Genomic DNA, 25,841 nt, shown 5'->3' on the forward strand with positions numbered 1-25,841 from the left:
TACCGGCAGGGGCCAACACCGCGGAACGATCGAGAAAAGCTACTCCCTCTCACTGCCGGCCCCGGGGCCCGGGCCGGCCGCCCCGTGGCGGGGCGCCCGAGCGCCGCGACCGCGGCGGCCAGGCAGACGAGGGTGGCGGCCATCAGCCAGCCGCCCAGCACGTCGGTGGGCCAGTGGGCCCCGAGCCACACCCGGTCGGCACCGATCAGGAGCAGCACCAGCGCCCCCGCGCCCGCCCGCAGGAGCAGGCGGCCGCCCGAGCGGGCCGGCGGCGCCAGCAGCACCAGCGCGCCCAGCACGACGGTGCCGGAGGCGAAGGCGTGCCCGGAGGGGAACGACCCGCCGTCCGAGCCGGTCAGCCCCGCCTCCAGCGCCGGGCGCACCCGGCCCACCAGCAGCTTCAGCAGCGGCGAGGCCAGGGCCGCCACCGCGCCGGCGGCCAGCGCGCACAGCGCGTCCCGGCGCCGGCCCGAGCGGGCGCAGGCCAGGACCCCGACGAGCCCGGCGAGGTACACCCACACCGGTTCGGTGACGTGCTCGACGACCTGCGCCGCGCGGGTCAGCGCCGGGGCGTCCAGGGCGGCGGAGACCGCGACCCGCGACAGCGGGCCGTCCAGCCCCGCGCTCGCCCCGGACACCACGACCGCGGTCAGCACCGCGGCGGCGGCGGCGCACACCGCGGCCGCGGTCAGCGCCCGCCGCGGCGATCGGCTGCTGCGCTCAGGCACCGTGCTCAGGCACCGGGGGTCTTGCGCTCCTCGGGCTTGGCGTCCACCCCGGCCTCCTTGCGCTGCTGCGCGGTGATGGGCGCCGGTGCGGAGGTCAGCGGGTCGAAACCGCCGCCGGACTTCGGGAAGGCGATGACCTCGCGGATGGAGTCCGCGCCGGCCAGCAGCGCCACCACGCGGTCCCAGCCGAGCGCGATGCCGCCGTGCGGCGGGGCGCCGTAGGCGAAGGCGTCCAGCAGGAACCCGAACTGCTCGCGCGCGGTGTCGTCGTCGATGCCCATGACGGAGAAGACGCGCTCCTGCACGTCGCGGCGGTGGATGCGGATCGAGCCGCCGCCGATCTCGTTGCCGTTGCAGACGATGTCGTAGGCGTTGGACAGCGCCGAGGCGGGGTCGGTGTCGAAGGTGGCCAGGTGCTCCGGCTTGGGCGCGGTGAACGCGTGGTGCACCGCGTTCCAGGCGCCGGTGCCGACGGCGACGTCGTCGTCCTCGGCGGCGCTCTTGAACATGGGGGCGTCCACCACCCACAGGAACGACCAGGCGGACTCGTCGATCAGGCCGCAGCGGCGGGCGATCTCCCCGCGCGCGGCGCCCAGCAGCGCGCGCTGGGCGTTCACCGGGCCCGCCGCGAAGAAGATGCAGTCGCCGGGGTTCGCGCCCACGTGGGCGGCGATCCCGGCCCGCTCGTCCTCGGAGAGGTTCTTGGCCACGGGGCCGCCGAGCTCGCCGTCCTCGCCGACCAGCACGTACGCCAGCCCCTTGGCGCCGCGCTGCTTGGCCCAGTCCTGCCACGCGTCCAGCGTCTTGCGCGGCTGGGAGGCGCCGCCGGGCATGACGACCGCACCGACGTACGGGGCCTGGAACACGCGGAAGGGCGTGCTCGCGAAGAACTCCGTGCACTCGACGAGCTCCACGCCGAAGCGCAGGTCGGGCTTGTCGCTGCCGTAGCGCGCCATCGCCTCGGCGTACGTCATGCGCGGCAGGGGCAGCTGGACCTCGTGGCCGATGAGCCGCCACAGCGCGGCGACGAGCTCCTCGCCCAGGGCGATGACGTCGTCCTGCTCGACGAAGCTCATCTCGATGTCGAGCTGGGTGAACTCCGGCTGCCGGTCGGCGCGGAAGTCCTCGTCCCGGTAGCAGCGGGCGAGCTGGTAGTAGCGCTCGACGCCGCCGACCATGAGCAGCTGCTTGAACAGCTGCGGGCTCTGCGGCAGCGCGTACCAGGAACCCGGCGACAGGCGGGCCGGGACGATGAAGTCGCGCGCACCCTCGGGGGTGGAGCGCGTCAGCGTCGGCGTCTCGACCTCGGTGAAGCGGTGCGCCTCCAGCACGGCGCGGGCCGCGCGGCTCGCCTCGCTGCGCAGCTTGAGCGCCCGCGCCGGGCCCGAGCGGCGCAGGTCCAGGTAGCGGTGCTTCAGCCGCACCTCCTCGCCGACGTTGAGGGTGTCGTCGACCTGGAACGGCAGCGGGGCGGCCTCGCTGAGCACCTCCAGCGCGGTGGTGTCGACCTCGACCGCACCGGTGGGGATGGCGGGGTTCTCGTTGCCCTCCGGGCGCAGCCGGACCTGGCCGGTGATGCGCACGCAGTACTCGTTGCGCAGCTCGTGGGCGCCGCCGGCGTCGAGGATCTCGTCGCGCGCGACGACCTGCACGACGCCCGAGGCGTCGCGCAGGTCCAGGAAGGCCACCCCGCCGTGATCGCGCCGCCGCGCCACCCAGCCGGTGAGCGTGACGGTCTGGCCTGCGTGGCCGGCGCGCAGCGCGCCGGCCTCGTGGGTGCGGAGCACGGGGGGTCCTCTCGTCGTCAGTGCGCGGGAGTGCGCGACGACGATCCTACGGACGCGCGGCCCCCGCGGGCGTGCGGGCGGCCCGCCGGGCCTCAGCGCCCGTGCGCGCCCGCCGCACCGGCCGAGCCGGCCGAGCCGGCCTCCGCGCCGGCGAGCTCACCGGCCAGGCGCAGCGCCACCCGGTCCAGCAGCACCAGGTTCGCCGTGGGCTCGGTGAACACGGCCAGCACGTGGGCGTGGTCGACGGCGTAGACGACGAGGTTGCCGTCCGCGCCGCGCACGGTCGTGCAGCGCAGCTCCCCCAGGACGTTGGCCGCGGCGGCGCGCTGGGCCAGACCCAGCACGGCGGCGACCACGGCGGCGGCGCCCGCGTGGTCGGCCTCGGGGCCGTCGTCGTGGAAGGCCAGGCCGTCGGTGCGGGCGATGAGCACCCGGCGCACCCCCTCGACGCCCCGGCGCAGCACGGTGCCGGCGCGCGCGGCGTGGTACTTGACGATCATCCCCGGTCCCCCCCGGTCGTCGCGAGCGGTGCGGTGCCGGCGGTGCGGGTCGCGGCCAGGGCCACCCCGTCCAGCAGCAGGTGCAGCACGGCGCGGCAGTCGGCGGCCGCGCGCGGGTCGCAGGCGATCAGGGCCTGCGGCGGCACGCCGAGCAGCGCGGCCAGCGGCGCGCGGGTGCCGCCCGGGTCGGCCCAGCGGTTGACGGCCACCAGCCGCGGCGCGGCGGGGGCCAGCCGGGCGAGGTCCGCCGCGACGGCGGCCGCCTCCTGCACGCTGCGCGAGCGCGAGGCGTCCACGAGCACGGCGTAGGCGTCGGCGCCCTGCATCAGCAGCTCGCGCATGAACCCGAAGCGGTCCTGCCCGGGGGTGCCGAAGAGCGTGACGGTGGTGTCGGGCCAGGCCGAGCCGGCGGGTGCGGCGACCTGCAGCGCGAGGTGGTCCATGGCCACGGTCGTGGACGTCTTCAACGCGGCGGTGCCGTCGCTGACGGCGGTCTCGGTCGTGGCGTGCGCGCCCGGGGCGCCTGCGGCGAGGGTGGCCACGAAGGTGGTCTTGCCCGCGCCGAAGGGGCCGCTGACGACGATCTTGCGGGTGGGTGGCACCGACGGCTCCTCGGCGGGTCGGGTGAGCGGGTGGGGCGGTGCTCCCGGCGGCGCGGGCGCCCGGACCCCGCCGGGGTCCGGGCGCCCCGGTCCGGGCGGGAGGTTCAGACCTCCAGGGCGCGCTCGAGCTGGGTGAGCTGGCGGCGGGCCATGGCCAGGTTCGAGGAGTCCTTCTTCAGCACCAGGTACAGGAACAGGCCGTGCCCGGTGGCCGACTGCAGCAGGCGGATCAGGTGGATCTGCGTGCCCAGGGTGATGAGGATGTCCTCGATCTTCTCCTCCAGGCCCAGGCGCTGCATCGTGCGCAGCTTGGCGCGCACGACGTCGGTGTTGCCGGCGGCGGCGACGTCCAGGTCGATGGCGCCGCCACCGGCCTGGCCCAGGGACATGCCGCTCTCCCAGTCCACGAGGGCGACGGCGGTCGCGCCGTCGATCTCCAGGGCGGCCTTGAGGGTGGCGTCGACGTTGGCCATGGGTTTCCTCCCGTTCGCAGGACCGCGGGCGGCGGCTGCTCCACGGCCCGTCACGTCCTCCCCCGGTCCTTCGACTCCGCGCAGTGCCCGCTGAACGGCGCGGTGGTCGGCGAACGGGTGAACCCGTGACCGGACGGGGCTCCCGCCGTGTCCGGGGGGTGCGCCACGCTGACGAGGTGAGCCGCACCGCACCGCGCCGGCCGGCGCCCGCGCACCCGGACCTGCCCGCCCCCGCCGACCTCGTGCCCACCGCCGCGCCGCCGGCCGCCGGTGCCGCGCACGACGACCTGCTCCTGGACGGGGTGGACCTGTCGGGGGCGGACGCCACCGACGCGCGCTTCCTGAGCTGCCTGCTGCGGGGCTGCCGCGGCGACGACCTGGTGCTGACCGGTGCCCGGTTCGTGGACTGCCGGGTCAGCGGCCTGGCGGCGACGGCGCTGTCGCTGCGCGCCTCCAGCTGGCGCGAGTGCGCCCTGGAGCAGGTGCGGGTGGGGGCGCTGTCCGCCCCGGGCGCGGAGCTGACCCGGGTCGCGGTGGTGGGCGCGCGGGTGGACTTCGCGGACCTGCGCGAGTCGTCCTTGACCGACGTGACGTTCACCGGCTGCGACCTGCGCGACGTCGACGCCACGGGGGCCCGCTGGACGCGGGTGCGCTTCGAGGACTGCCGGCTCGGCGCGCTGGAGGCCGCCTCGGCGCGCCTGGTGGACGTGGACGTCTCCACCAGCGAGCTGGACGGCGTCAGCGGGGTGGGCGGGCTGCGGGGGCTGGTCGTCAGCGAGGTGCAGCTGCTGCGGCTGGCGCCGCTGCTCGCGGCGCACCTGGGGATCACCGTGGCCGGGTGAGCGCAGTCTTCACCGCTGCAGCTGGCGCAGCCACGGGTTGCCGGCGCGCTCGCGGCCGATCGTGGTGGCGGGCCCGTGGCCGGGCAGCACGTCGGTGGCGTCGTCCAGCGGCAGCACCCGGGTGGCCAGGGTGCGCAGCATCGCCTCGCCGTCCCCGCCGGGCAGGTCGGTGCGGCCGATGGAGCCGGCGAACAGCACGTCGCCGGCCAGCAGCAGGTCGCTCTCGCCGGGGCGGGCGACGCTGAACAGCGCCGAGCCCTCGGTGTGCCCGGGCGCGTGGCTGACGCTCACGTCCAGGCCGGCCACGGCCAGCCGGGCGCCGTCGCCGACGGTGACGACGTCGTCGGGTTCGCGCCAGGGCCCCGCACCGGCGGACTGCAGGGCCGCGCGCAGCTGCGGGCCCATCCCGGCGAGGGGGTCGCGCAGCCGGTGCGCGTCGTCGGCGTGGATCGTCGCCGCGACGCCGTGCGCGCCGCACACGGGGGTGACCGACCAGGTGTGGTCGAAGTGGCCGTGGGTGAGCAGCACCGCGGCCGGGCGCAGCCGGTGGCGGCGCAGCACCTCGGCCAGCGGGCCGGCCACGTCGACGCCCGGGTCCACGACCACGCACTCCTCGCCCGCCGCGGGCGCCACGACGTGGCAGTTCGTCCCGGCGACGGTGGCCACCACGGTCTCCACGAGCACGTCCCCGAGCGTAGGGGCCCCGGGACGAGCACGCCGGGCGACCGGGCGGGGACGTCGAGTCACCACCTGCGCCGTCCGGGGACCGCGGGACCTAGACTGCGGCGGGTGAGCGAGCACCCCCAGGAGCCGGCGTCCGCCCAGGACGTTCAGGACACCCCCAGCGACCCCACGGCGGCGGAGCGGACGGAGCAGGTGGAGCAGCCGGCCGAGCAGCAGGAGGGCGCCGCGGCGCAGGAGCCGCAGGCCCCCACCGGCGAACCCGTCGGCGAACCCGCGAGCGGTGCCGAGCCGGCCGCGCCGGAACCCTCCCCGGAGCCGGTCGCGGACGCCTCCTCCGAGCCGGTCGCGGACGCCTCCCCCGAGCCGGTCGCGGACGCCTCCCCCGAGCCGGTCGCGGACGCCTCCCCCGAGGTGCCCGGGCCCGCGCCCGCCGAGGAGGCCGTGCAGGGCGCCCGCGACACCGCCGACGCCGCCGCGACGCGCCCCTCCCCCGCCGCCCTGGCCGGTCGCCCCGCCCCGCGCCCGACGGCACCGGCGCCCGCGGCACCGCGCGCGCTGCCGGACGACCCCGCCGCCGAGCCCGCTGCGGCCGCCGACGTCGCGCACACCACGACGGTGGACCGCGAGGCCGCCGCGGCCTTCGGCCGGGTCGACGAGAACGGCACGGTGTGGGTGCGCCGCGCCGACGGCGAGCACGAGGTCGGGCAGTACCCCGACACCACCCCCGAGGAGGCGGTGGCGTACTTCGTGCGCAAGTACGAGGAGCTCGTCGCCCAGGTCGACCTGTTCGAGCAGCGCCTGCGCAGCACCGACCTGGCCGGCAAGGACATCGTCAGCGGGGTCACGGCGCTGCGCACCGCCCTGGCCGAGACGCGCGCCGTGGGCGACCTGGACGCGCTGACCGCGCGCGTCGAGGCGCTGGCGACCGTGGCCGACGAGGCACGGGCCGCGGCGGACCGGGCACGGGCCGCGCACCGCGAGCGGCTGCGCGCCGCCCGCGTGGCCATCGTGGAGGAGGCCGAGGCGATCGCCGCCCAGGACCCGGAGAAGGTGCAGTGGCGCGCCGCCGGTGAGCGGCTGCGGACCCTGTTCGAGGAGTGGAAGGCCGCTCAGCGCGAGGGCCGGCTGGACAAGCGCAGCGAGGACGAGCTGTGGAAGCGCTTCAGCCACGCCCGCAGCGCCTTCGACAAGGTGCGCCGCCACCACTTCGCGGCCCTGGGCGAGCAGCGCTCCAGCACCCGCTCGGAGAAGGAGAAGCTCGTCGCCGAGGCCGAGGCGCTGTCCACCTCGACCGACTGGCGCGGCACGACCACCGCCTACCGCACCCTGATGGACCGCTGGAAGGCCGCCGGCCGGCTGGGCCGCAAGGACGACGACGCCCTGTGGGAGCGCTTCCGCGCCGCGCAGGACGTCTTCTTCGCCGCCCGCACCGCGGCCAACGAGGCCGTCGACGAGGAGTTCCGCGGCAACCTGGCCGTCAAGGAGGAACTGCTCGCCGAGGCGGAGGCGCTGCTGCCGATCAAGGACCTGGGCTCCGCGAAGGCGGCGCTGCGCAGCATCCAGGACCGCTGGGAGGCCGCGGGCAAGGTGCCGCGCGCGGACCTGGGCCGCGTCGAGGCGCGGCTGCGGGCGGTGGAGACCGCGGTGCGCGACGCCGAGCAGGCCCGCTGGTCGCGCGCCAACCCCGAGGCGCAGGCTCGTGCCGGTGGGCTGGCCAGCCAGCTGGAGTCGGCGATCCGCGACCTGGAGGCGGACGTCGAGCAGGCCCGCTCCCGCGGTGACGCCCGCGCCCTGGCGCGGGCCGAGGAGGCGCTGCAGGCCCGCCGGGCGTGGCTGGACGCCGCACGGTCGGCGCTGCACGACACGGGACGCTGACGGCCCGCTGACCGGCGGGGACGCCCTGGTGCCCACAGGCCCGGGGCGTCCCGCCGCCGTCCACAGCCGGGCCGGCGACGGGGGCCCGCACCCGGCCGGCTGCGGTGGACTGCGCGAGTGCCCGGACCCGACACCTCCCCCGACTGGCTGACCGACCTGCTGCGGCGCGGACGCTGCCCGGACCCCGCCCAGCCGTGGCGTCCCGGTCCGTCCCGCAGCGCCCGCGCGGCCGTGGCGCGCGACGTGCACGACGGTCTGCTGCGCCGGCTGGCCGGAGACGTCGTCGTGGCCGCCGGGACGAGTGTCGACGCGGCCGTGCGCGCCAGGTCCCTGGCGCTGCTCGTGCCGGCCGGCGCCGTGGTGGTGGGGGTGGCAGCGGCCTGGGTGCACGTGGGCGCACCGCTGCCGGCCCCGCAGCAGGTCCAGGTGGTGCGGCGCACCGCCGCCCGCTACGCGCCCACCGGCGGCGTGCGGCTGGTCGCCTCGCGCTGCCGGCTGGAGGCCGAGGACGTCACCGAGGTGGCGGGCCTGGCGCTGACCACCCCGGCGCGGACCCTGCTGGACGTGGCCCGGAGCGACCCGCGCCGCGCGGTGCAGGTGCGCGCGCTGCTGGCGGCGGCCGGGGCGGACGGCGCCGCGGTCGAGCGCGCCGCCCTGCGCGCTCGCGGCCGCGCGCACGTGCGCACCGCCCGCCGGGCCCTGGCCGTGGGCGCGGCACCGGTGGTGCCGCGCCCGTGAGGGCTCGCGCGGTGGGTGCCCCGCGCTCAGGCGCGGTAGGCGTCGAAGACGCCGTCCACGCGGCGCACCGCGTTCAGGACGTGCCCCAGGTGGTTGGGCTCGGCCATCTCGAAGGAGAACTTCGACACCGCGACGCGGTCGCGGCTGGTGCTGACGGTCGCCGAGAGGATGTTCACGTGGTTGTCCGACAGGACGCGGGTGACGTCCGACAGCAGTCGCGCGCGGTCCAGGGCCTCGACCTGGATCTGCACCAGGAACAACCGCGAGGCGTTGGACGTGGAGGGGGCCGAACCCCACTCCACGTCCACGATGCGCTCCGGTTCGCGGCGCAGCCGGGTGACGTTCTCGCAGTCCTGCCGGTGCACCGACACCCCGGCGCCGCGCGTGACGAACCCGACGATCGGGTCGGTGGGCACCGGGGTGCAGCAGCGCGCGAGCTTGACCCACACGTCGTCGCTGCCGTTGACCACGATCCCGGCGTCCCCGCCGGTGCGGGCGCTGCGCGGCGAGCCCGGCGTGGTGGCCTCGGCGAGGTCCTCCTCGACGGCCGCCTCGCCGCCCACGGCGACGATGAGCTTGTCCACCACGTGCTGGGCGGACACGTGCTTCTCCCCGACAGCCGCGTACAGGGCGGACACGTCCGCCAGGTGCAGCTCGCGCGCCACCGCCAGCAGCGAGTCGTGGGACATCAGGCGCTGCAGCGGCAGGTGCTGCTTGCGCATCGCCCGGGCGATCTCGTCCTTGCCGAGGTCGATCGCCTCCTCGCGGCGCTCCTTGGAGAAGTACTGCTTGATCTTGTTGCGGGCCCGGGGGGACTTGACGAACTGCAGCCAGTCCCGGCTGGGCCCGGCGCCGTCCGCCTTGGAGGTGAAGACCTCCACGAGGTCGCCGTTGTCCAGCGTGGAGTCCAGCGGCACCAGACGGCCGTTGACGCGCGCGCCCATCGTGCGGTGGCCGACCTCGGTGTGCACGGCGTAGGCGAAGTCGACCGGAGTGGAACCGGCGGGCAGTTCGCGCACGTCGCCCTTCGGCGTGAACACGAACACCTGACCGGCGTTGATCTCGAAGCGCAGGTCGTCGAGGAACTCGCTGGAGGGCGACTCGCGCTGCCAGTCCACGACGGACTTCAGCCAGTCCATGTCGTTCTCGCGCCGGCCACCGCTGGCGCTGGGGTCGTCCTTGTACTTCCAGTGCGCCGCGACGCCGTACTCGGCGCGCCGGTGCATGGTGAAGGTGCGGATCTGGATCTCGACGGGTTTGCCCTCGGGCCCGATGACCGTCGTGTGCAGCGACTGGTACATGTTGAACTTGGGCATCGCGATGTAGTCCTTGAACCGGCCGGGGACCGGGTTCCACCGCGCGTGCAGGGCACCGAGGACCGCGTAGCAGTCGCGCACGGAGTCCACCAGCACCCGCACGCCCACGAGGTCGTAGATCTCCGCGAAGTCGCGCCCGCGCACGATCATCTTCTGGTAGATCGAGTAGTAGTGCTTGGGTCGGCCGGTGACCGTGGCCCGCACCCGCGCGCTCTTGAGGTCCTCCTCGATCTGGGCGCGCACCCCGGTCAGGTACTCCTCGCGAGCGGGGGCGCGGTCGGCGACCAGGCGCACGATCTCGTCGAACCGCTTGGGGTAGACCGTGGCGAAGGCCAGGTCCTCCAGCTCCCACTTCATGGTGTTCATGCCCAGCCGGTGGGCCAGCGGCGCGTAGATCTCCAGCGTCTCGCGGGCCTTCTTCTCCGCCGACGCGGCCGGCACGTACCGCCAGGTGCGCGCGTTGTGCAGGCGGTCGGCGAGCTTGATGACCAGCACGCGGATGTCCTTGGCCATCGCCACGATCATCTTGCGGACCGTCTCGGACTGGGCGGCCTCGCCGTAGGTGACCTTGTCGAGCTTGGTGACCCCGTCGACCAGCTGGGCGATCTCGTCGCCGAACTCCCGGCGCAGATCGGCCAGGGAGTAGTCGGTGTCCTCCACGGTGTCGTGCAGCAGCGCGGCGGCCAGGGTGGAGGGGGTCATGCCCAGCTCGGCGAGGATGGTCGCCACCGCCACCGGGTGGGTGATGTACGGGTCCCCGCTCTTGCGGCGCTGTCCGTCGTGGGCGTTCTCGGCGCGGTCGAAGGCGCGCTCGACGACGCTCAGGTCCGCCTTCGGGTGCGTCGTGCGCACCGTGCGCAGCAGCGGCTCCAGGACCGGCGAGACGTTGGACTGCCGGTGCTGGCCGAAGCGGGCCAGCCGCGAGAGCATCCGGCTGGCGGTGACCGGGCCGGTGGGGGCCGCCTCGCCCTGGCGCCCGCCGCGCTCGGCGGCGCGGCGACGCTCCGGACCGGCCGGCCGCGCGATCGGCGGGGCGGGGTGCACGGTGGTGCGGGCGGTGGCACCCGGGGCCGGCACCACGGAGGAGACGGCGGGCGCGGCAGCGGGGCGGGGGTCCGCGCCGGGGCTCGCACCGGCGGGTGCGTCAGCGGGGTCCGCGCGACGCACCCCCACCGCCGGCCCTTCGGTGCCCGTGCCGTCCGCCATGGTGTTCCTCCCGTCCGCGAGCGCCCAGTCTAGGAGCCGACGGGCGGGTGCGCGGACCCGACGGGCCCGACGGGGGCGTCAGGTGGCGTCAGGTGGCGCTCAGCGCGACCAGCGGGCGCCCCTCCAGGCGCACCCGGCCGCCCAGCTCCGTCAGCTCCAGGAGCACGGCCAGCGCCGCCAGGTGCGCCCCGGCCTCCTCCACCAGCTCGCACGCGGCCCGGGCCGTGCCGCCGGTGGCGAGCACGTCGTCCAGGACGAGCACGCGCTGGCCCGGCCGCACGAGGTCGCCGCGCAGCTCGAGGGCCGCGGTGCCGTACTCCAGGTCGTACGTGCGGTGCAGGACCGGGCCGGGCAGCTTGCCCGCCTTGCGCACCGGCCAGAACGCCAGCCCGCACCGTTCGGCCACGGGGGCGGCGAGCATGAAACCGCGCGCCTCGATCCCGGCCACCGCCTCGGCGCCGACGTCGCGCGCCACCTGCGCGAGGGCCTCCACCACGGCCGCGAAGGCGCGGGCGTCGGCCAGCAGCGGGGTCATGTCCCGGAAGAGCACTCCGGGGCTGGGGAAGTCCGGCACGGTGCGCAGGCCCGCGTCGACGAGCGCGGCGACGTCCGCCCCGACGGCAGCCACGGGCTCCGGCGCGCTCACGCGGTACCGCCGTGCGCACCGTCGGCTGCCGTGGACCCGGCAGCCGTCGCGCCGGAGGAGCCGACCGCCGCGGAACGCTCGCGTGCGGCGGCGTCCAGGGCGCGCACCCCGGCCTCTCGCGAGCGCAGCACCACCAGCAGCGGCGTCGCCACGAAGATCGAGGAGTAGGCGCCCACGAGCGTGCCCACGAACAGCGCCAGGCTGATGTCGCGCAGCGTGCCGGCGCCGAGGAGCAGGTCGCCGATGAAGAGGATGGCGGCCACCGGCAGCAGCGCCACGACGGTGGTGTTCACCGAGCGCACCACGGTCTGGTTCACGGCGAGGTTGGCTGCCTGCGCGAACGTGCGGTCCCGCCGGTCGAAGGCCTCGGTGGTGTTCTCGCGCACCTTGTCGAAGACGACGACGGTGTCGTAGAGCGAGTAGCCCAGGATCGTCAGGAACCCGATGACCGTCGCCGGCGTCACCTCGAAGCCGATCAGGGCGTACACCCCGGCGGTGATGACGAGGTCGTGCACGAGCGCGACCATCGAGGCCAGCGCCATCGTCCAGGTGCGGAAGTACAACGCCATGATCACCGAGACGAGGACGAAGAAGATCACCAGCGCGAGCAGGGCCTGGTTCGTCACGTCCTGACCCCAGCTGGGGCCGACGGTGGAGGAAGTCACGTCCTCCAGCGGCACGTCCAGCCCGGTGGCCAGCGCCTGCCGGATCTCGTCCAGCTCGGCGGTGCTGACCGTCTCGGTCTGCACCCGCACCCCGTCGCCGCCGACCTGGGTGACCTCCGGCACGGCACCCGGCAGGACCGAGTCGACGGCCTCGCGGGCAGCCTGCTGGTCCGTGGACCCGGTGACCCGGAACTGCGAGCCGCCCTCGAACTCGATGCCGAAGTTCAGGCCCGGCTTGACCAGCAGCACGGCCGACAGGGCCACGCAGACCAGGGCGATGAGGAACCAGAGCTTGCGCCGGCCCACGAAGTCGAAGGAGGACTCACCGGTGTAGAGCCGGTTGCCCAGGTCTGCCATGCCCATCAGGCGTCGCTCCTGTCGTCCGCGGCGCCGGCCCCGCCGGTGCGCGCCGCCTCGCCGTCGTCGTGCCCGGGGGTCCCGGTGGCCGTGCCGTCCGCGTCGTCCTCGCCGGCGCGAGCCGCGGCGCGTTCCGCGGCGCGGCGCTCCGCCACGGTGGGCCGGTGCGCCCCGTGGTGCAGCGCGTGGCGCGCCACGGTCGAGCCCAGGTGCTCGGGGTCGAAGCCGGAGAGCTTGTGGCCGCCGCCGAAGAACTTCGTGCGGGCCAGCAGCGCCACCACCGGGTGGGTGAACAGCACCACGACGAGCAGGTCGATGAGGGTGGTGATGCCCAGGGTGTAGGCGAAGCCGCGCACGTTGCCGACGGCCAGCACGAACAGCACCACGGCCGAGATCAGGCTCACCGCGTCCGAGATGAGGATCGTGCGGCGCGCCCGGCGCCAGCCGGCCTCCACCGCGGAGGTGAGCACGCGGCCGTCGCGGATCTCGTCGCGCACGCGCTCGAAGTAGATGATGAAGGAGTCGGCGGTGATGCCGATGGCCACGATGAGACCGGCCACCCCGGCCAGGCTGAGGCGGAAGCCCTGCAGCCAGCTGAGCAGGAGGATGACGCCGTAGGTGAGCGCCGCGGCGAGCACCAGGCTGCCGACGGTCACCAGCCCCAGGGCGCGGTACTGCACCAGCGAGTACGCCACCACGAGCAGCAGCCCGATGGCCCCGGCGATCAGGCCGTTGCGCAACTGGTCCTCGCCCAGCGTCGCGGAGATCTGGTCCTCGGTCTGGACCACGAAGGAGAGCGGCAGGGCGCCGAACTTCAGCTGCTGGGCGAGCGCGTCGGCGCTGGCCTGGGTGAAGTTGCCGGTGATCTCGGGGTCGCCGGTGATCGTCTGGCTGACGCTCGGGGCGGTGACCACCAGGCCGTCCAGGACCGCGGCGAAGCGGTTCTTGGGGTCGCTCAGCTGCGAGATGCGCGCGGTCAGCTCCTGGAAGACCTCGTCGCCGCTGGCGTCGAAGGACAGCTGCACGGCCCAGCCGCCGGTGGCGTACCCCTGGTCGTTGCGCGCCTGGGTGGCGGTGGCGTCGGTCAGCTGGGTGCCCTCGATCACGGCGGGCCCGAGGACGTACTTCTCGGTGCCCTCCTGGTTGCAGGTGACCAGCGGCAGGTCGGGGTCCTCGAGGAGGCCGCCGGCGCGCTGCGCCGGGTCGGAGCAGTCGAGGTTCTGGAAGACCTCCACCAGGCCGGGGCTGGACAGCCACGCGTCGTCGCTGGCGTCGGTGGGTGCCGGGGTGGGCGCCGCGCTCGGCTGCCCGGGCCCGGGGGCGGGCCGCGGGGTGGCCAGCTCGGTGAGCGAGGGGGGCGTGGGGGGGGCCTCGGGCGTGACGGCGGGCTCGGCGGGTGCCGTCGTGGCCTGCTGCAGGGCCGCCGGGGCGGCCGCGCCGTCTGCGCTCTGCGTGGGTGCCGGGCTGGCCGTGGCGCCGTCCGTGGGCTCGGCGGTCGGGTAGGCGGTCGGGTCGGCGGTCGGCTCGGCGGTCGGCTCCGCGGTCGGCTCGGGGTCCATCGGCAGGGCCACCGGCTCGGCGTAGATCACCGGGCGCATGCGCAGCTGCGCGGACCGGGCGATGAGGTCGAGCTGCTCGCGGGTGGCCTGCCCGGGGATGGAGACCGTGATGTTCTGCCCGCCCTGCACCTGCACCTCGGCCTCGGCCACGCCGGTGGCGTCCACGCGTTGGCGGATGATGCTGGCGGCGCGCTGCACCTGCTCGGTGTCGACCTCGCCGCCGTCGACGGCGCGCGGGGTGAGCACCACCTGGGTGCCGCCCTCCAGGTCCAGGGCCAGGCCCGGCGCCCACCGCGCGGCCCCCCAGATCGAGCCGGCGCCGACGGCGCCGAAGAGCAGCGCGACCAGCACCACGAGCAGCACCAGGGTGCGGCCGGGGCGGTGGCGGCGGAGGGGTGCGCCTCGGCGCACGCGCGGGGGCCTGTCGTTGGACACTGGGTACCTCGGGACGGGGCTCACCCGGAGACGGTCGTCACCCGGTCAGCGCTAGCTTGTCACTGTTCGTGGTTGGGCACTGTCTTACCAGTGACCGCTGTGAGCGGCGGGCACGGCAGGCCGGCACGCACCGCTGAAGCCCGTGCAGGCCGCCGCGCGGACGGCTCAGGGCCGGTGGGCACCGCCGTCGGGGTCGTCCCCCGCGGGGTCCTCGGTGGCGGGCTTGCGCAGGTCCAGGCCGCCGGCGTCCGCCGCGCCCGCACCGGCCACGGGGTCGGCTGCACCGACCGCCGGGGTGACCACGCGAGCGACCGCGCGCCGCGCCCAGCGCGTCTGCACCCCGGGGCTGATCTCCAGGACCACGACGTCCCCGTCGGCCGCGACGACCGTCCCGTAGGTGCCCGAGGTGGTCATGACCTCCGCGCCCGGCCCGACGCTGCTCTGCATCTCCACCTGGGCCCGCTGCTGCTTGCGCGTCCGGCTGAACATGAAGACCAGCAGGCCCACCATGAGCAGCAGGAAGATCAGCTGGCTACCGCCGCCACCACCCACGACATCCCTCTCCGCACCGGTGGGTTCGACGGCTCACCGGCGCCCGCACCGGCCTGGTGCCGGTGCGGCGGGACAGCGCCGGGCGACCGCCCCGGGTTGCGCACCCGGCCGCCGCCGGCCGACCGACCCGCCCGCGCAGTCTAGACGGATCACCCGGACGGCCCTGGACACCGGCGCGGGCGCGCCTCACGCGCCGGTCGCGCCCGCCCCGCCGTCCTCGGCGGGGTCCCGCGCGGCGTCGTCCCCGGCCGCGAGCGGCAACTGCCAGGCGGCGTCGCGCGGCGGTGTCAGGCCCATGTGGGCCCAGGTCTCCGGCAGCGCGACCCGCCCGCGGGGCGTGCGGCCCAGCAGCCCCTCGCGCACCAGGAACGGCTCGGCGACCGTCTCGACGGTCTCGGCCTCCTCCCCCACCACGACGGCCAGCGTCGAGAGGCCCACCGGGCCGCCGCCGAAGCGGCGGCACAGCGCGTCCAGCACCGCCCGGTCCAGCCGGTCCAGACCGCGCTCGTCGACCTCGTACACCTGCAGCGCCGCCCGCGCCGCCCGGCGGTCCACCAGCCCGGAGCCGCGGACCTGCGCCCAGTCGCGCACCCGGCGCAGCAGCCGGTTGGCGATGCGCGGGGTGCCTCGCGAGCGCCGGCCGATCTCGGCGGCGCCCTCGGCGGTCAGCTGCACGCCCAGCAGGGAGGCGGAGCGGCGCAGCACCTGCACCAGCTCCTCGGGGGTGTAGAAGTCGAGGTAGCCGGTGAAGCCGAAGCGGTCGCGCAGCGGAGCCGGGAGCAGACCGGCGCGCGTGGTGGCGCCCACGAGGGTGAAGCGCGGCAGTTCCAGCGGGATGGCGGTGGCTCCCGGGCCCTTGCCGACGATGACGTCGACGCGGTAGTCCTCCATCGCCATGTAGAGCATCTCCTCCGCCGGCCGGGCCATGCGGTGGATCTCGTCGAGGAAGAGGACCTCGCCCTCGTCCAGGGAGCTCAGCACGGCGGCGAGGTCCCCGGCGTGCTGGATGGCCGGGCCGCTGGACTGGCGCAGCGGCGCCCCCATCTCGGAGGCGACGATCATGGCCAGCGTGGTCTTGCCCAGCCCGGGCGGGCCGGAGAAGAGCACGTGGTCGCTCGTGCCGCCGCGGGCCTTGGCGGCGTCCAGCACCAGGGAGAGCTGCTCGCGCACCACCGTCTGCCCCACGAACTCCTCCAGCCCGTGCGGGCGCAGCGCCGACTCGGCGGCGCGCTCGCCGTCGTCGGCACCGGCCGTGACGATCCGCTCGGCCACGTCGTCCTCCTTCGCCGTCCCCACCTCGCTGCCCACCTCAGCGTCCCGACAGGTGGCGCAGCGCCGAGCGCAGGGTGCCCGGCACGTCGCTCACGCCTGCCTCGTCGTCGCCCACCACCGCGTCCACGGCGTCGCCGGCCTGCTTGAGCGGGTACCCGAGGCCGACCAGGGCGTCGACGACCTGCTGACGCCGGGCGTCGGCGGCGTCGGGCGCGGGCAGCGGGGCGGCCGGGGCGTCGCCGGGCGGGCCGAGGCGGTCGCCCAGCTCCAGGCAGATGCGCTGGGCGCCCTTCTTGCCGATGCCGGGCACGCGCACCAGCGCGGCGTGGTCCTCGGCGGCCACCGCGGCGCGCAGTCCGTCGGGGCGGTGCACGGCCAGCATCGCCAGGGCCAGGCGCGGCCCGACCCCGGAGACGGTCTGCAGGACCTCGAAGACCTCGCGCTCGTCGGCGTCGGCGAAGCCGAAGAGGGTCAGGGAGTCCTCGCGGACGACCATGCTGGTGGCCAGGGACGCCTCCTCGCCGACCCGCAGCCCCGCGAGCGTGGCGGGAGCGGCCTGCACGAGCAGCCCCACCCCGCCGACCTCCAGGACGGCGGAGTCCAGCCGCACCGCGAGCACCCGCCCGCGCACCGACGCGATCACACGACCTCCACCCCGCCGCGGGGACGCCCCCGCACGAACACCTGTACGAGGCGAAGGCTAACGAGGTCCCCGGACACTGCCCGCGCGGCGCGCGGGTGCGCGCGGCACCATCGCCGGGTGAGCCACGAGCAGCACGCCAACCCGCGCCAGAACGTCACCTTCGACTCCGCCTCCGAGAGCGGTCACGCCCACGGCTACCTGCGCGTGCCGCGGGCCGGCAGCGGCCCGGGCGTCGTCGTCGTGCAGGAGTGGTGGGGCCTGACCGACCACGTCGCCGGCGTCGTCGACCGCCTCGCCGGCGAGGGCTTCGTCGCCCTGGCGCCGGACCTGTACGGCGGGCGCACCACGCACGACGCCGAGGAGGCGGAGCGCTTCCTGACCGAGCTGCCGCCGGAGCGGGCGGCCCGGGACCTGGCCGGGGCGGTGACGTACCTGCTGGCCCGGCCGGAGACCACCTCCGGCACCGTGGGCGCGGTGGGCTTCTGCATGGGCGGGGCGTTCGTGCTGACGCTCGCCGCCCAGCAGGGTGAGCGGATCGGGGCGGCCGTGCCCTGGTACGGGATCCCCGGCCCGGCCACGGACTTCTCGGGGTTGCGGGCGGCGGTGCTGGGGCACTTCGGCGAGGAGGACGCCTCGGTGCCGCTGGAGGCGGTGCGCGCCACGGAGCAGCGGGTGCGCGAGCAGGCGGGCGTGGACGTCCGCTTCGAGGTCTACCCGGCACCGCACGCCTTCTACAACGACGAGCGGCCCAGCTACCGCCGGGAGCCGGCGGAGCTCGCCTGGGAGCGCACCGCGGCGTTCCTGCGCGAGCACGTGCGCTGACGGCGGGGTCGGCGACGGGGCCGCGCGGGCGGGCGCCGAGTGGCCGACCGGCGGGGACCGCAGGACAGTGGCGCGGTGACTTCCACGACCCGCAGCCCCCTCGGCGTGATCCTCGCCGGCGCAGTCTCCGGAGCCGCCGGCACCACGGTCCTGAACGCCGTGACCTACGGCGACATGGCCCGGCGCGGCCGGGCGCCCAGCACCGTGCCCGAGCAGACGGTCACCGCGCTGGCCGAACGGCTCGGGCGGCCGGTGACGGGCCGCGGCGCCGAGCGCGAGCACCGCACCACCGCCCTGGGCGCGCTGTCCGGGTACGCCGTCGGCGTGGGGGTGGGCAAGCTCGTCGGGCTGGGCCGCGGCGCGGGTCTGCGGATGCCCGCCGGCCTCGGCGGGGTCGTCACCGGCGCCCTGGCGATGGCCGCCACGGACCTGCCCGCGCACGCCCTCGGCGTGACGGACCTGCGCACCTGGAGCACGCAGGACTGGGTCTCCGACGCCCTGCCGCACCTGGCCTACGGCGTGGTGACGCACGCGACGCTGCGCGCCCTGGACCCCGCCCCCCGGCCCGCTCGCACCCCGATCCTGGACCTGCCGTCGCTGGACCGGCCCGCCGCCGAGCGCGGCGCCCCGTCGCGCGCCTCCGCGGGCCTGCTGCTGCGCAGCGCGCTGCTGGGCGTGGCGGCGGGCGGGCGCAGCTCCCTGGGCCTGGCCGGCCCGGCGCTGCTGTCCCGCGGGACCCGCGCGCTGCCCGGCGGTGGCCCGGTCGCCGCGCTCAGCGGCCTGGCCCTGGGCGCGGAGCTCGTCGCCGACAAGATGCCGCAGGTGCCGAGCCGCCTCGGCGCGAGCGGGCTGCCGCCGCGGCTGCTCACCGGAGCCGTCGGTGCGGCCGCCCTGGCGCGCCGGGAGCACAGCCGGGCGCTGCTGCCCGCCCTGGTGGGAGTGTGCGGCGCCGTGGCCGGCTCGTACGCCGGCGCGGCCTGGCGCGCGTGGGCGGGCGAGCGCGTGCCGGACGTGGACGCCGCGGTGGTGGAGGACGTGGCGGCGGCGGTCCTCACCCTGGCGGCGGCGCTGCCGCACCGGCGCGGCTGAGGAGGCTCAGCGCGGGGCGCGGCCGATCGGCCTGCGGGCGGCGGCGCGGGCGGCCTCGGCGTAGCCGCTGCGCCGCCCGGTGACCAGGGCGCCGTGCGCCGCGGCCTCCAGCCGGGTGGTGGCCGAGCCCCGCCACAGGTGGCACAGGGCCAGCGCGAGGGCGTCGGCGGCGTCGGCGGGCCTGGGGGGCGCGTCCAGACCGAGGATGCGGGTCACCATCGCCGTCACCTGCTCCTTGTCGGCGCGCCCGGAGCCGGTGACGGCGGCCTTGACCTCGCTGGGGGTGTGCATCGCCACCGGCAGCCCGCGGCGGGCGGCGGCGACCAGGACGAGCCCGGCGGCCTGCGCGGTGCCCATCACCGAACGGACGTTGGCCTGGGCGAAGACGCGCTCGACGGCCACCACGTCGGGGGCGTGCTCGTCCAGCCAGTGCTCCAGCCCCTCGGCCACGGCCAGCAGCCGCTGCGGCACCGCGTCGGTGGAGGGGGTGCGCACCACGCCGACGGCGACCATTCGCACCCGCCGGCCGGCGGCGGCGCCGGGCCGCGCACCGGTGGACTCCACCACCCCCAGCCCGCAACGGGTGAGGCCGGGGTCGACGGCGAGGACGCGCACGGCCCCCACCCTCGCACGCGGCGCGGTGGGGGCCGTGGGAGACCCGCTGGGCCGGTGGGCCCGAGAGGCTCAGGCGTCCTCGAGGGCCGCCATCACGTCGTCGGAGACGTCGTAGTTGGCGAAGACGTTCTGCACGTCGTCGCAGTCGTCCAGGGCGTCGATCAGCCGGAACACCTTGGTGGCGCCCTCGGCGTCCAGCGGGACCTGCACGCTGGGCACGAAGCTGGCGTCGGCGGAGTCGTAGTCGATGCCGGCGGCCTGCAGGGCCTCGCGCACGGCGACGAGGTCGGTGGGCTCGCAGACGACCTCGAAGGTGTCGCCCTGGTCGGCGACCTCCTCGGCGCCGGCCTCCAGGACCGCGGTGAGCACGTCGTCCTCGGTGAGGTCGGTGCCCTCCTTGCCGATGACGACGACTCCCTTGCGGCTGAACATGTACGCCACGCTGCCCGGGTCGGCCATCGAGCCGCCGTTGCGCGTCATGGCCGTGCGGACCTCCATGGCCGCGCGGTTCTTGTTGTCCGTCAGGCACTCCACGAGCATCGCCACGCCGTTGGGCCCGTAGCCCTCGTACATGATCGTCTGCCAGTCGGCGCCGCCGGCCTCCGCGCCCGAGCCGCGCTTGACGGCGCGGTCGATGTTGTCGGCCGGCACGGAGGTCTTCTTCGCCTTCTGGATGGCGTCGTACAGGGTGGGGTTGCCCGCGGGGTCCCCGCCGCCGGTGCGGGCGGCGACCTCGATGTTCTTGATCAGCCGAGCGAAGCTCTTGGCGCGCTTGGCGTCGACGACGGCCTTCTTGTGCTTGGTCGTCGCCCACTTGGAGTGGCCGGACATGCTGTTCCCTCCGCCGTTCGCTCGCTGACTGCTCGTTGACTGCTCGGTCGGCTGCCGGGCGACCCGTCAGCCGCGCCGCTCCGCGCGCACCCGCCCCTGGACCCGGTCGCGCACGAGGCCCGCGAAGTACCGGTGCACCCGGTCGTCACCGGTGATCTCCGGGTGGAACGACGTGGCCAGCAGGTCGCCGGAACGCACGGCGACGATCCTACCCGCGGCCGGGCCGGAGCCCACCCGGGCGAGCACCCGCACGCCCTCGCCGGCCTGCTCCACCCACGGGGCGCGGATGAAGACGGCCCGCACGTCGGGCCCGCCGCCGGTGACGCCCTCGACCGGGAGGTCCTCCTCCCAGCTCTCGACCTGCCGCCCGAACGCGTTGCGCCGTACCGTGATGTCGAGGCCGCCGAGGGTGCGCTGGTCCGGCGCGCCGTCCAGGACACGGTCCGCGAGCAGGATCATGCCCGCGCAGGAGCCGTAGACGGGCAGGCCGCCGGCGATGCGTTCGCGCAGCGGATCGCGCAGCTCGAAGGTGCGCAGCAGGCGGTCGATGGTGGTGGACTCACCGCCGGGCAGGACCAGGCCGTCCACCTCCGTCAGCTCGTGCTCGCGGCGCACCGCGACCGCGTGCGCCCCGGCGGCGGTCAGGGCCGCCAGGTGCTCGCGGACGTCGCCCTGCAGGGCCAGCACCCCGATCACCGGTTCCTCGCGCACCGGGCGAGCGTAGGACCGCACCGTGCTCAGGCGATCCGCAGGGGTGGCCCCTGCCACGTCGCGGGCAGCCCGGCGACCAGCTGCGCCAGGCCGGCCGGGTACACGGTGTCGGTGGTGCGGGCCAGCTCGGCGGCGTGCCACCAGCGCACGTCGGTGAGGGTGGCGACCTCCAGGGCCGTCCACCGCTCGCGGGACAGCTGCGCGGGGGCGGGCAGGCGGTGCACGAAGAACTCCTCGTGCTGCCGGCACCGCTGCCCGAGGTAGGGGAAGTCGGCGGTGCGCACCCACACCGGGCCGACCAGCTCGGCCGGGTCGGCGACGATGCCGGTCTCCTCCCGCAGTTCGCGAGCCGCGGCGCGCCGGGCGGGCTCGGCGGCGTCGCGGCCACCGCCGACGGTGAACCACCACGCCGCCCCCGGCGCGGTGGGGTCGGTGCCGCGCACGAGCAGCACGCGGCCCGCGCCGTCCAGGACGACGACGCGGGCCGCGCTGCGGGTGCGGGTCCCGTCGGGGGCGGTGCCCCACTCCGGACCCAGCGGGTCCGGCACGCCCGGGCCCTGCTCGTCCAGCGGGGTCACCAGCCCCGGGTGGCCAGGCGGTGCGGTTCGGGGATCGCCTCGACGTTCAGGCCCACCATGGCCTCGCCCAGCCCGCGGGAGACCTCCGCGATCACGTCCGGGTCGTCGTGGAAGGTGGTGGCCTTGACGATCGCCGCGGCGCGCCGCGCGGGGTCGCCGGACTTGAAGATGCCCGAGCCGACGAAGACGCCGTCGGCGCCCAGCTGCATCATCATCGCCGCGTCCGCCGGGGTGGCGATGCCGCCGGCGGTGAACAGGACGACGGGGAGCTTCCCGTTCTCGGCGACCTCGCGGACCAGCTCGTGGGGGGCCGCCATCTCCTTGGCCGCCACGTACAGCTCGTCCGGCGCCATCGAGCGAAGCCGGTTCACCTCGGCGCGGATGGTGCGCATGTGCGTGACCGCGTTGGAGACGTCGCCCGTGCCGGCCTCGCCCTTGGAGCGGATCATCGCCGCCCCCTCGGTGATGCGTCGCAGCGCCTCGCCCAGGTTCGTGGCCCCGCACACGAACGGCACGGTGAAGGCGTGCTTGTCGATGTGGTGGGCGTAGTCGGCCGGGGTGAGGACCTCGGACTCGTCGACGTAGTCCACGCCCAGCGACTGCAGCACCTGAGCCTCGACGAAGTGGCCGATGCGCGCCTTGGCCATGACGGGGATCGAGACGGCGTTCACGATCGACTCGACCACGTCCGGGTCGGACATGCGGGAGACCCCGCCCTGGGCGCGGATGTCGGCGGGCACCCGCTCCAGGGCCATGACGGCCACGGCGCCGGCGTCCGCGGCGACCCGCGCCTGCTCGGCGGTGACCACGTCCATGATCACGCCACCCTTGAGCATCTCGGCCATGCCGCGCTTGACGCGGTCGGTGCCGACGGCGGGACCCGCGCCGGCGCGGACCTCGGCCCGGGGCGCGGGCATCCCGGAACGGGGGGTGAACTGGTCGGTGCTCACGCTCTGGCGCCTCGCGCTTCGTGTGGGGGTGTGCTCCGGGGACCCGGACCTGCCGGGCGCATCCTACGGACCGGGCCGGACGTCCCCGTCCGCCGTCCCGTCGTGGAAGTCGGCCGTCTCCGGCAGGCGCGCGTGCCCGGCCAGGTGCCCCCAGCGCACCACCCGCTTGCCCCGCAGGCGCCGTGCCTGGACGACGGCGTCGTTGTGGAAGCGCCGGGCCAGCCCCACCCGGTGCCAGGCGTCCAGGACGCGCGCGCGCTGCTCGCCCTCGCCCTCGTCCGGGTCCGGCACGGCGGCGGCCAGCGCGCGCGTGAGGTCGCTCTCGGCGCGCCAGCGCTGCGCGTCGTCGGCGTCGGTGGCGTCGCGCAGCGCCGCGGGGGTGCGGGGCGCGTCCAGGGCGGCGGTCGCCGCGTCGGCCAGCAGCAGCGAGGACGCCGGGTCCAGCCGACCGGAGGTGGCCAGCTCCAGGGCGGCCGAGGCCCGCCGGGTCAGCTCCGCGTCCAGCGCCGCCCGGCTGGTCTCCACCCGCCGGTGCAACCGGTCCAGCCGCTGGGCGGTGGCCGACAGGTACCAGGCGAGCAGGCACAGGACCAGCAGCCCGGCCAGCGCCCAGGTCAGGGCGTTCACCGCCCGGACCTGCGCTGCTCGCCGCCGCGGTGGGCGTCCTCGCCGGAGCGGACCGTCTCGTAGACGGCCAGGACGTCGGCGGCCACGACGGACCAGTCGTAGCGCCCGGCCGCGCGCTGCCCGGCGCGTGCCAGGAGCCGCCGCTGCCCGGGGTCGGTCAGCAGCTCCAGCAGCGCGGCCGCGGCGGCGTCCGCGTCCCCGGTCGGGAACAGCCGCCCGTGCGCGCCGTCGTCCAGCACGCGGCGGAAGGCGCCCAGGTCGCTGGCCACGACGGCCGCACCGGCCGCCAGGGCCTCGACCAGGACGATGCCGAAGCTCTCCCCCCCGGTGTGCGGCGCCAGGTAGACGTCGGCGGAGGCCAGCAGGGAGCGCTTGTCGTCGTCGTCGACCGCGCCCAGGAACTCCAGGGCACCGGGGTCGGGGGCGGCGGCGCGCGCGGCGTCGGCGTCCCCGCGCCCGGCGACGAGGAAGCGGGCGCCGGGCAGGACCGCGCGCACGCGGGGCACCGCCTCGCACAGCACCCCGAGCCCCTTGCGGGGCTCGTCGAGGCGGCCGACGAACGCCACGACGGGCCGTTCGGGGGTGCCGCACCACTGCGGACGGCGCGGCGCGCGCGCGAAGCGGTCGGTGAACACCCCGTTGGGGACGACCACGGCGTCGCCGCCGACGTGCTCGACGACGGTGCGCCGGGCGTCCTCGCTGACGGCGATGCGGGCGGCGATCTTCTCCAGGCTCGGGCGCAGCAGCGGGGAGGCGGCCTGCATCGCGCGCGAGCGCAGGTTGGCGGTGTGGAACGTGGCCACCACCGAGCGCTGCGCGGCCCACAGCGCCAGCAGGGAGGTGCTGGGCGACAGCGGTTCGTGCACGTGCAGCACGTCGAAGCCCCCCTCGGTGACCCAGCGGCGGACGCGGGCGGCGGTCACCGGCCCGAACGACAGCCGGGCCACCGAGCCGTTGTAGGGCACCGCGACCACCCCGCCGGCGGCGTCGGCGAAGGACGGCAGGGTGGCGGGGTCGTCGGCGGGGGCCAGGACGCGCACGGAGTGGCCCAGGGCGATCAGGTGCTCGGCGAGGTCGCGCACGTGGAACTGCACGCCACCGGGCACGTCGAAGGAGTAGGGGCAGACGATCCCGATCCTCACGGGGCCCCTCCCGGCGCTGCCCCGCGGGCGGCGCCACCGGGGGACGCGTCACCGGGGAACACCGGTTGCAGCACGTGCCAGTCCTGCGGGTGGGCGCGCACCGCCGCGTCGAGCGCGTCCGCGCAGCCCTGCGTCATCGCCGCCACCGCCGCGGCGCGGTCCTCGCGGGCAGGGCGGGCGGGGTCCACCGGCGGGCGGTGGACCTGCGCGCCGACCTCGACCACGAGCGTGCGCGGACGCGCCGCCGTCGCCTCGTACCAGACGGCCGCGGGGAACAGCGGCACCCCGGCGGCCAGGGCGAGCGTGGCGGGCCCGGCGGCCATCGGCAGCGTCTCGCCGAGGAAGCGCACCGGCACGCCGCTGCCCGACAGGTCCCGGTCCGCCAGCAGCGGCACCACGGCTCCCGCACGGGCCCGACGCACGAGGGCGGGGAAGGTGCCGGGGTCCCCCAGGGGCAGCACCTCCACGCCGAGCCGCCGGCGGAAGGCCAGGAACTCGGCGAAGACGGCCTCGGGCCGCAGCCGCTCCGCGACCGTGACGACGGGGGTGCTCTCGGAGGCCGCCCACCACGCCGCGGCGTGGTCCCAGTTGCCCAGGTGGCCGAGGAAGAGCACCGCTCCCCGCCCGGAGCGCAGCTGCTCGCGCAGCGGCTCGACCCCGACCGCACGCACCCCCGCGGTGGTGCGCTCCGGCGACCACGCCGGCAGCCGGAACACGTCGCACCAGTAGCGGGCGTAGGAGCGCAGCCCCTCGCGCACCAGGGCGTCCAGCTCGGCGGGTGCGGCCAGCGGCCTCGCCCGGCGCAGGTTGGCGCGCAGCTGCTCCACCCGGGCGCCGCCGCGGGCGTGGACGATGCCGGCGGCCCGCTCGGCGAGGGTCAGGGCGACGGGCTCGGGCACGGCGCGCGCGAGGCGCCACGCCAGCCGGAACCCGGCCGCGGTGAGGCCGTCCCGGGCGCCGATCACGCGCCGCGGGCGGGTTCCGGCGCGAGCGCCAGGGCCTGCCGGCGCACCACGGCCATGCGCTGCACGACGGTGACGAGGCTGGCCACGGCGAGCAGGACCAGCACGACCGTCATGACCGCCACGGGGGCGCCCAGGCCGACGGCCAGCGCGCCGGCGAGCACGGCGAGCAGGCGGTCGGAGCGCTCGGCGATGCCGACGTCCGCGGTGAACCCCAGCCCCTCGGCGCGCGCCTTGGCGTAGGAGACCAGGCTGCCCAGCACCAGGCACAGCAGGGCCAGCCCGGCCGTGACCGGCGAGTCGCCGCCGCGGGCGAACCACACCACCAGCCCCCCGAACACGGCCGCGTCGCCGAAGCGGTCGAGCGTGGAGTCCAGGTAGGCGCCCCAGCGCCCGGAACGGCCCAGGGAGCGGGCCATGATGCCGTCGACGGTGTCGGAGAGCACGAAGACCCCCACCGCGACCGCCCCCCAGGCGAGCTGCCCCAGGGGGAAGAGGACCAGGGCGCTGACCACGACCCCGAGGGTGCCGGCGATCGTCACGGCGTCCGGGCCGATCCCCAGCCGCAGCAGCAACCGCGCCGACGGGGTGAAGACCCGGGTGGCCAGGGCGCGGGCGTACCGGTTGAGCACCG

The 25,841-nt window shown here is 76.3% G+C and carries 27 protein-coding genes; 5 read left to right on the top strand and 22 right to left on the bottom strand.

Annotation, left to right across the window (positions count from 1 at the left end):
• The 5 genes from ACRYR9_RS12035 to ACRYR9_RS12055 all read right to left on the bottom strand — a co-directional run.
• A partial coding sequence (locus tag ACRYR9_RS12035) for a phosphatase PAP2 family protein (RefSeq protein WP_432540193.1) occupies positions 1–728 on the bottom strand: 728 nt, incomplete at its 3' end.
• Positions 729–733: 5 nt separating this feature from the next.
• Entirely contained in the window at positions 734–2,515 is a 1,782-nt protein-coding gene (gene aspS, locus ACRYR9_RS12040) for an aspartate--tRNA ligase (protein WP_432495796.1), read from the bottom strand.
• A 92-nt stretch (positions 2,516–2,607) separates the two neighbouring features.
• Positions 2,608–3,015, bottom strand: coding sequence for a roadblock/LC7 domain-containing protein (locus tag ACRYR9_RS12045; RefSeq protein ID WP_432495798.1), 408 nt, complete (start codon positions 3,013–3,015; stop codon positions 2,608–2,610).
• Positions 3,012–3,617, bottom strand: a complete 606-nt coding sequence (locus ACRYR9_RS12050; RefSeq protein WP_432495800.1) for a GTP-binding protein — start codon at positions 3,615–3,617, stop codon at positions 3,012–3,014. The genes ACRYR9_RS12045 and ACRYR9_RS12050 overlap by 4 nt, the downstream gene beginning before the upstream one ends.
• A gap of 104 nt (positions 3,618–3,721) precedes the next feature.
• Positions 3,722–4,090 (bottom strand): hypothetical protein, encoded by a 369-nt coding sequence (locus ACRYR9_RS12055; protein WP_432495803.1) that lies wholly within the window; start codon positions 4,088–4,090, stop codon positions 3,722–3,724.
• 176 nt (positions 4,091–4,266) lie between these two features.
• Between ACRYR9_RS12055 and ACRYR9_RS12060 the strand changes: the two genes are divergently transcribed.
• Positions 4,267–4,932 (top strand): pentapeptide repeat-containing protein, encoded by a 666-nt coding sequence (locus tag ACRYR9_RS12060; RefSeq protein WP_432495806.1) that lies wholly within the window; start codon positions 4,267–4,269, stop codon positions 4,930–4,932.
• A gap of 9 nt (positions 4,933–4,941) precedes the next feature.
• Here ACRYR9_RS12060 and ACRYR9_RS12065 read toward each other — a convergent pair whose 3' ends face one another.
• Positions 4,942–5,616 carry an MBL fold metallo-hydrolase gene (locus ACRYR9_RS12065; protein ID WP_432495808.1) on the bottom strand — a complete coding sequence of 225 codons (675 nt, stop codon included), beginning with the start codon at positions 5,614–5,616 and terminating at the stop codon, positions 4,942–4,944.
• 105 nt (positions 5,617–5,721) lie between these two features.
• Between ACRYR9_RS12065 and ACRYR9_RS12070 the strand changes: the two genes are divergently transcribed.
• Both ACRYR9_RS12070 and ACRYR9_RS12075 read left to right on the top strand, forming a co-directional pair.
• Positions 5,722–7,491, top strand: a complete 1,770-nt coding sequence (locus tag ACRYR9_RS12070) for a DUF349 domain-containing protein (protein WP_432495811.1) — start codon at positions 5,722–5,724, stop codon at positions 7,489–7,491.
• 117 nt (positions 7,492–7,608) lie between these two features.
• Complete coding sequence (locus tag ACRYR9_RS12075; protein ID WP_432495814.1) at positions 7,609–8,229, top strand: hypothetical protein; 621 nt, start codon at positions 7,609–7,611, stop codon at positions 8,227–8,229.
• 26 nt (positions 8,230–8,255) lie between these two features.
• On the opposite strand, the gene ACRYR9_RS12080 is transcribed toward ACRYR9_RS12075, so the two are convergent.
• From ACRYR9_RS12080 to ruvA, 7 genes are all read right to left on the bottom strand, one after another.
• Positions 8,256–10,751, bottom strand: coding sequence for a RelA/SpoT family protein (locus tag ACRYR9_RS12080; RefSeq protein ID WP_432495816.1), 2,496 nt, complete (start codon positions 10,749–10,751; stop codon positions 8,256–8,258).
• 88 nt (positions 10,752–10,839) lie between these two features.
• Positions 10,840–11,397, bottom strand: coding sequence for an adenine phosphoribosyltransferase (locus tag ACRYR9_RS12085; protein WP_432495819.1), 558 nt, complete (start codon positions 11,395–11,397; stop codon positions 10,840–10,842).
• The gene (gene secF / locus ACRYR9_RS12090; protein WP_432495821.1) at positions 11,394–12,425 is read right to left on the bottom strand and encodes a protein translocase subunit SecF; all 1,032 of its coding nucleotides are present in this window, start codon (positions 12,423–12,425) and stop codon (positions 11,394–11,396) included. The genes ACRYR9_RS12085 and secF overlap by 4 nt, the downstream gene beginning before the upstream one ends.
• On the bottom strand, positions 12,425–14,413 hold the full coding sequence (gene secD, locus ACRYR9_RS12095; RefSeq protein WP_432495824.1) for a protein translocase subunit SecD: 1,989 nt from the start codon (positions 14,411–14,413) through the stop codon (positions 12,425–12,427). The genes secF and secD overlap by 1 nt, the downstream gene beginning before the upstream one ends.
• Before the next feature lie 165 nt (positions 14,414–14,578).
• Positions 14,579–14,965: a preprotein translocase subunit YajC gene (gene yajC, locus ACRYR9_RS12100; RefSeq protein WP_432495826.1), complete on the bottom strand. Its 387-nt coding sequence runs from the start codon at positions 14,963–14,965 to the stop codon at positions 14,579–14,581.
• A 186-nt stretch (positions 14,966–15,151) separates the two neighbouring features.
• Positions 15,152–16,237: a Holliday junction branch migration DNA helicase RuvB gene (gene ruvB, locus ACRYR9_RS12105; RefSeq protein ID WP_432495829.1), complete on the bottom strand. Its 1,086-nt coding sequence runs from the start codon at positions 16,235–16,237 to the stop codon at positions 15,152–15,154.
• Between the two features lie 37 nt (positions 16,238–16,274).
• Positions 16,275–16,880, bottom strand: coding sequence for a Holliday junction branch migration protein RuvA (gene ruvA / locus ACRYR9_RS12110; protein ID WP_432495832.1), 606 nt, complete (start codon positions 16,878–16,880; stop codon positions 16,275–16,277).
• Between the two features lie 117 nt (positions 16,881–16,997).
• On the opposite strand from ruvA, the gene ACRYR9_RS12115 reads away from it, so the two are divergent.
• Both ACRYR9_RS12115 and ACRYR9_RS12120 read left to right on the top strand, forming a co-directional pair.
• Complete coding sequence (locus ACRYR9_RS12115; RefSeq protein ID WP_432495834.1) at positions 16,998–17,702, top strand: dienelactone hydrolase family protein; 705 nt, start codon at positions 16,998–17,000, stop codon at positions 17,700–17,702.
• Between the two features lie 75 nt (positions 17,703–17,777).
• The gene (locus ACRYR9_RS12120; protein ID WP_432495836.1) at positions 17,778–18,791 is read left to right on the top strand and encodes a hypothetical protein; all 1,014 of its coding nucleotides are present in this window, start codon (positions 17,778–17,780) and stop codon (positions 18,789–18,791) included.
• Positions 18,792–18,797: 6 nt separating this feature from the next.
• Here ACRYR9_RS12120 and ruvC read toward each other — a convergent pair whose 3' ends face one another.
• The 9 genes from ruvC to pgsA form a co-directional block, all read right to left on the bottom strand.
• Positions 18,798–19,406, bottom strand: coding sequence for a crossover junction endodeoxyribonuclease RuvC (gene ruvC, locus ACRYR9_RS12125; protein WP_432495838.1), 609 nt, complete (start codon positions 19,404–19,406; stop codon positions 18,798–18,800).
• A gap of 69 nt (positions 19,407–19,475) precedes the next feature.
• The gene (locus ACRYR9_RS12130; protein ID WP_432495840.1) at positions 19,476–20,237 is read right to left on the bottom strand and encodes a YebC/PmpR family DNA-binding transcriptional regulator; all 762 of its coding nucleotides are present in this window, start codon (positions 20,235–20,237) and stop codon (positions 19,476–19,478) included.
• A gap of 66 nt (positions 20,238–20,303) precedes the next feature.
• A complete protein-coding gene (gene pdxT / locus ACRYR9_RS12135; RefSeq protein WP_432495842.1) occupies positions 20,304–20,948 on the bottom strand; it encodes a pyridoxal 5'-phosphate synthase glutaminase subunit PdxT in 645 nt (214 codons plus the stop codon).
• Between the two features lie 26 nt (positions 20,949–20,974).
• Positions 20,975–21,526: an NUDIX hydrolase gene (locus ACRYR9_RS12140; RefSeq protein WP_432495845.1), complete on the bottom strand. Its 552-nt coding sequence runs from the start codon at positions 21,524–21,526 to the stop codon at positions 20,975–20,977.
• Positions 21,523–22,443, bottom strand: a complete 921-nt coding sequence (gene pdxS, locus ACRYR9_RS12145) for a pyridoxal 5'-phosphate synthase lyase subunit PdxS (protein ID WP_432495880.1) — start codon at positions 22,441–22,443, stop codon at positions 21,523–21,525. Before pdxS ends, ACRYR9_RS12140 begins: the two co-directional genes overlap by 4 nt.
• A gap of 96 nt (positions 22,444–22,539) precedes the next feature.
• Positions 22,540–23,103, bottom strand: a complete 564-nt coding sequence (locus ACRYR9_RS12150) for a hypothetical protein (RefSeq protein WP_432495847.1) — start codon at positions 23,101–23,103, stop codon at positions 22,540–22,542.
• Positions 23,100–24,245: a glycosyltransferase family 4 protein gene (locus tag ACRYR9_RS12155; RefSeq protein ID WP_432495849.1), complete on the bottom strand. Its 1,146-nt coding sequence runs from the start codon at positions 24,243–24,245 to the stop codon at positions 23,100–23,102. The genes ACRYR9_RS12150 and ACRYR9_RS12155 overlap by 4 nt, the downstream gene beginning before the upstream one ends.
• Positions 24,242–25,210: a phosphatidylinositol mannoside acyltransferase gene (locus ACRYR9_RS12160; protein ID WP_432495851.1), complete on the bottom strand. Its 969-nt coding sequence runs from the start codon at positions 25,208–25,210 to the stop codon at positions 24,242–24,244. Before ACRYR9_RS12160 ends, ACRYR9_RS12155 begins: the two co-directional genes overlap by 4 nt.
• Positions 25,207–25,839 (bottom strand): phosphatidylinositol phosphate synthase, encoded by a 633-nt coding sequence (pgsA, locus tag ACRYR9_RS12165; RefSeq protein WP_432495854.1) that lies wholly within the window; start codon positions 25,837–25,839, stop codon positions 25,207–25,209. Before pgsA ends, ACRYR9_RS12160 begins: the two co-directional genes overlap by 4 nt.
• Positions 25,840–25,841 lie beyond the last annotated feature (2 nt).

Origin of the sequence: Kineococcus auxinigenes (genome assembly GCF_050871525.1) — a bacterium.
Classification (GTDB): domain Bacteria; phylum Actinomycetota; class Actinomycetes; order Actinomycetales; family Kineococcaceae; genus Kineococcus.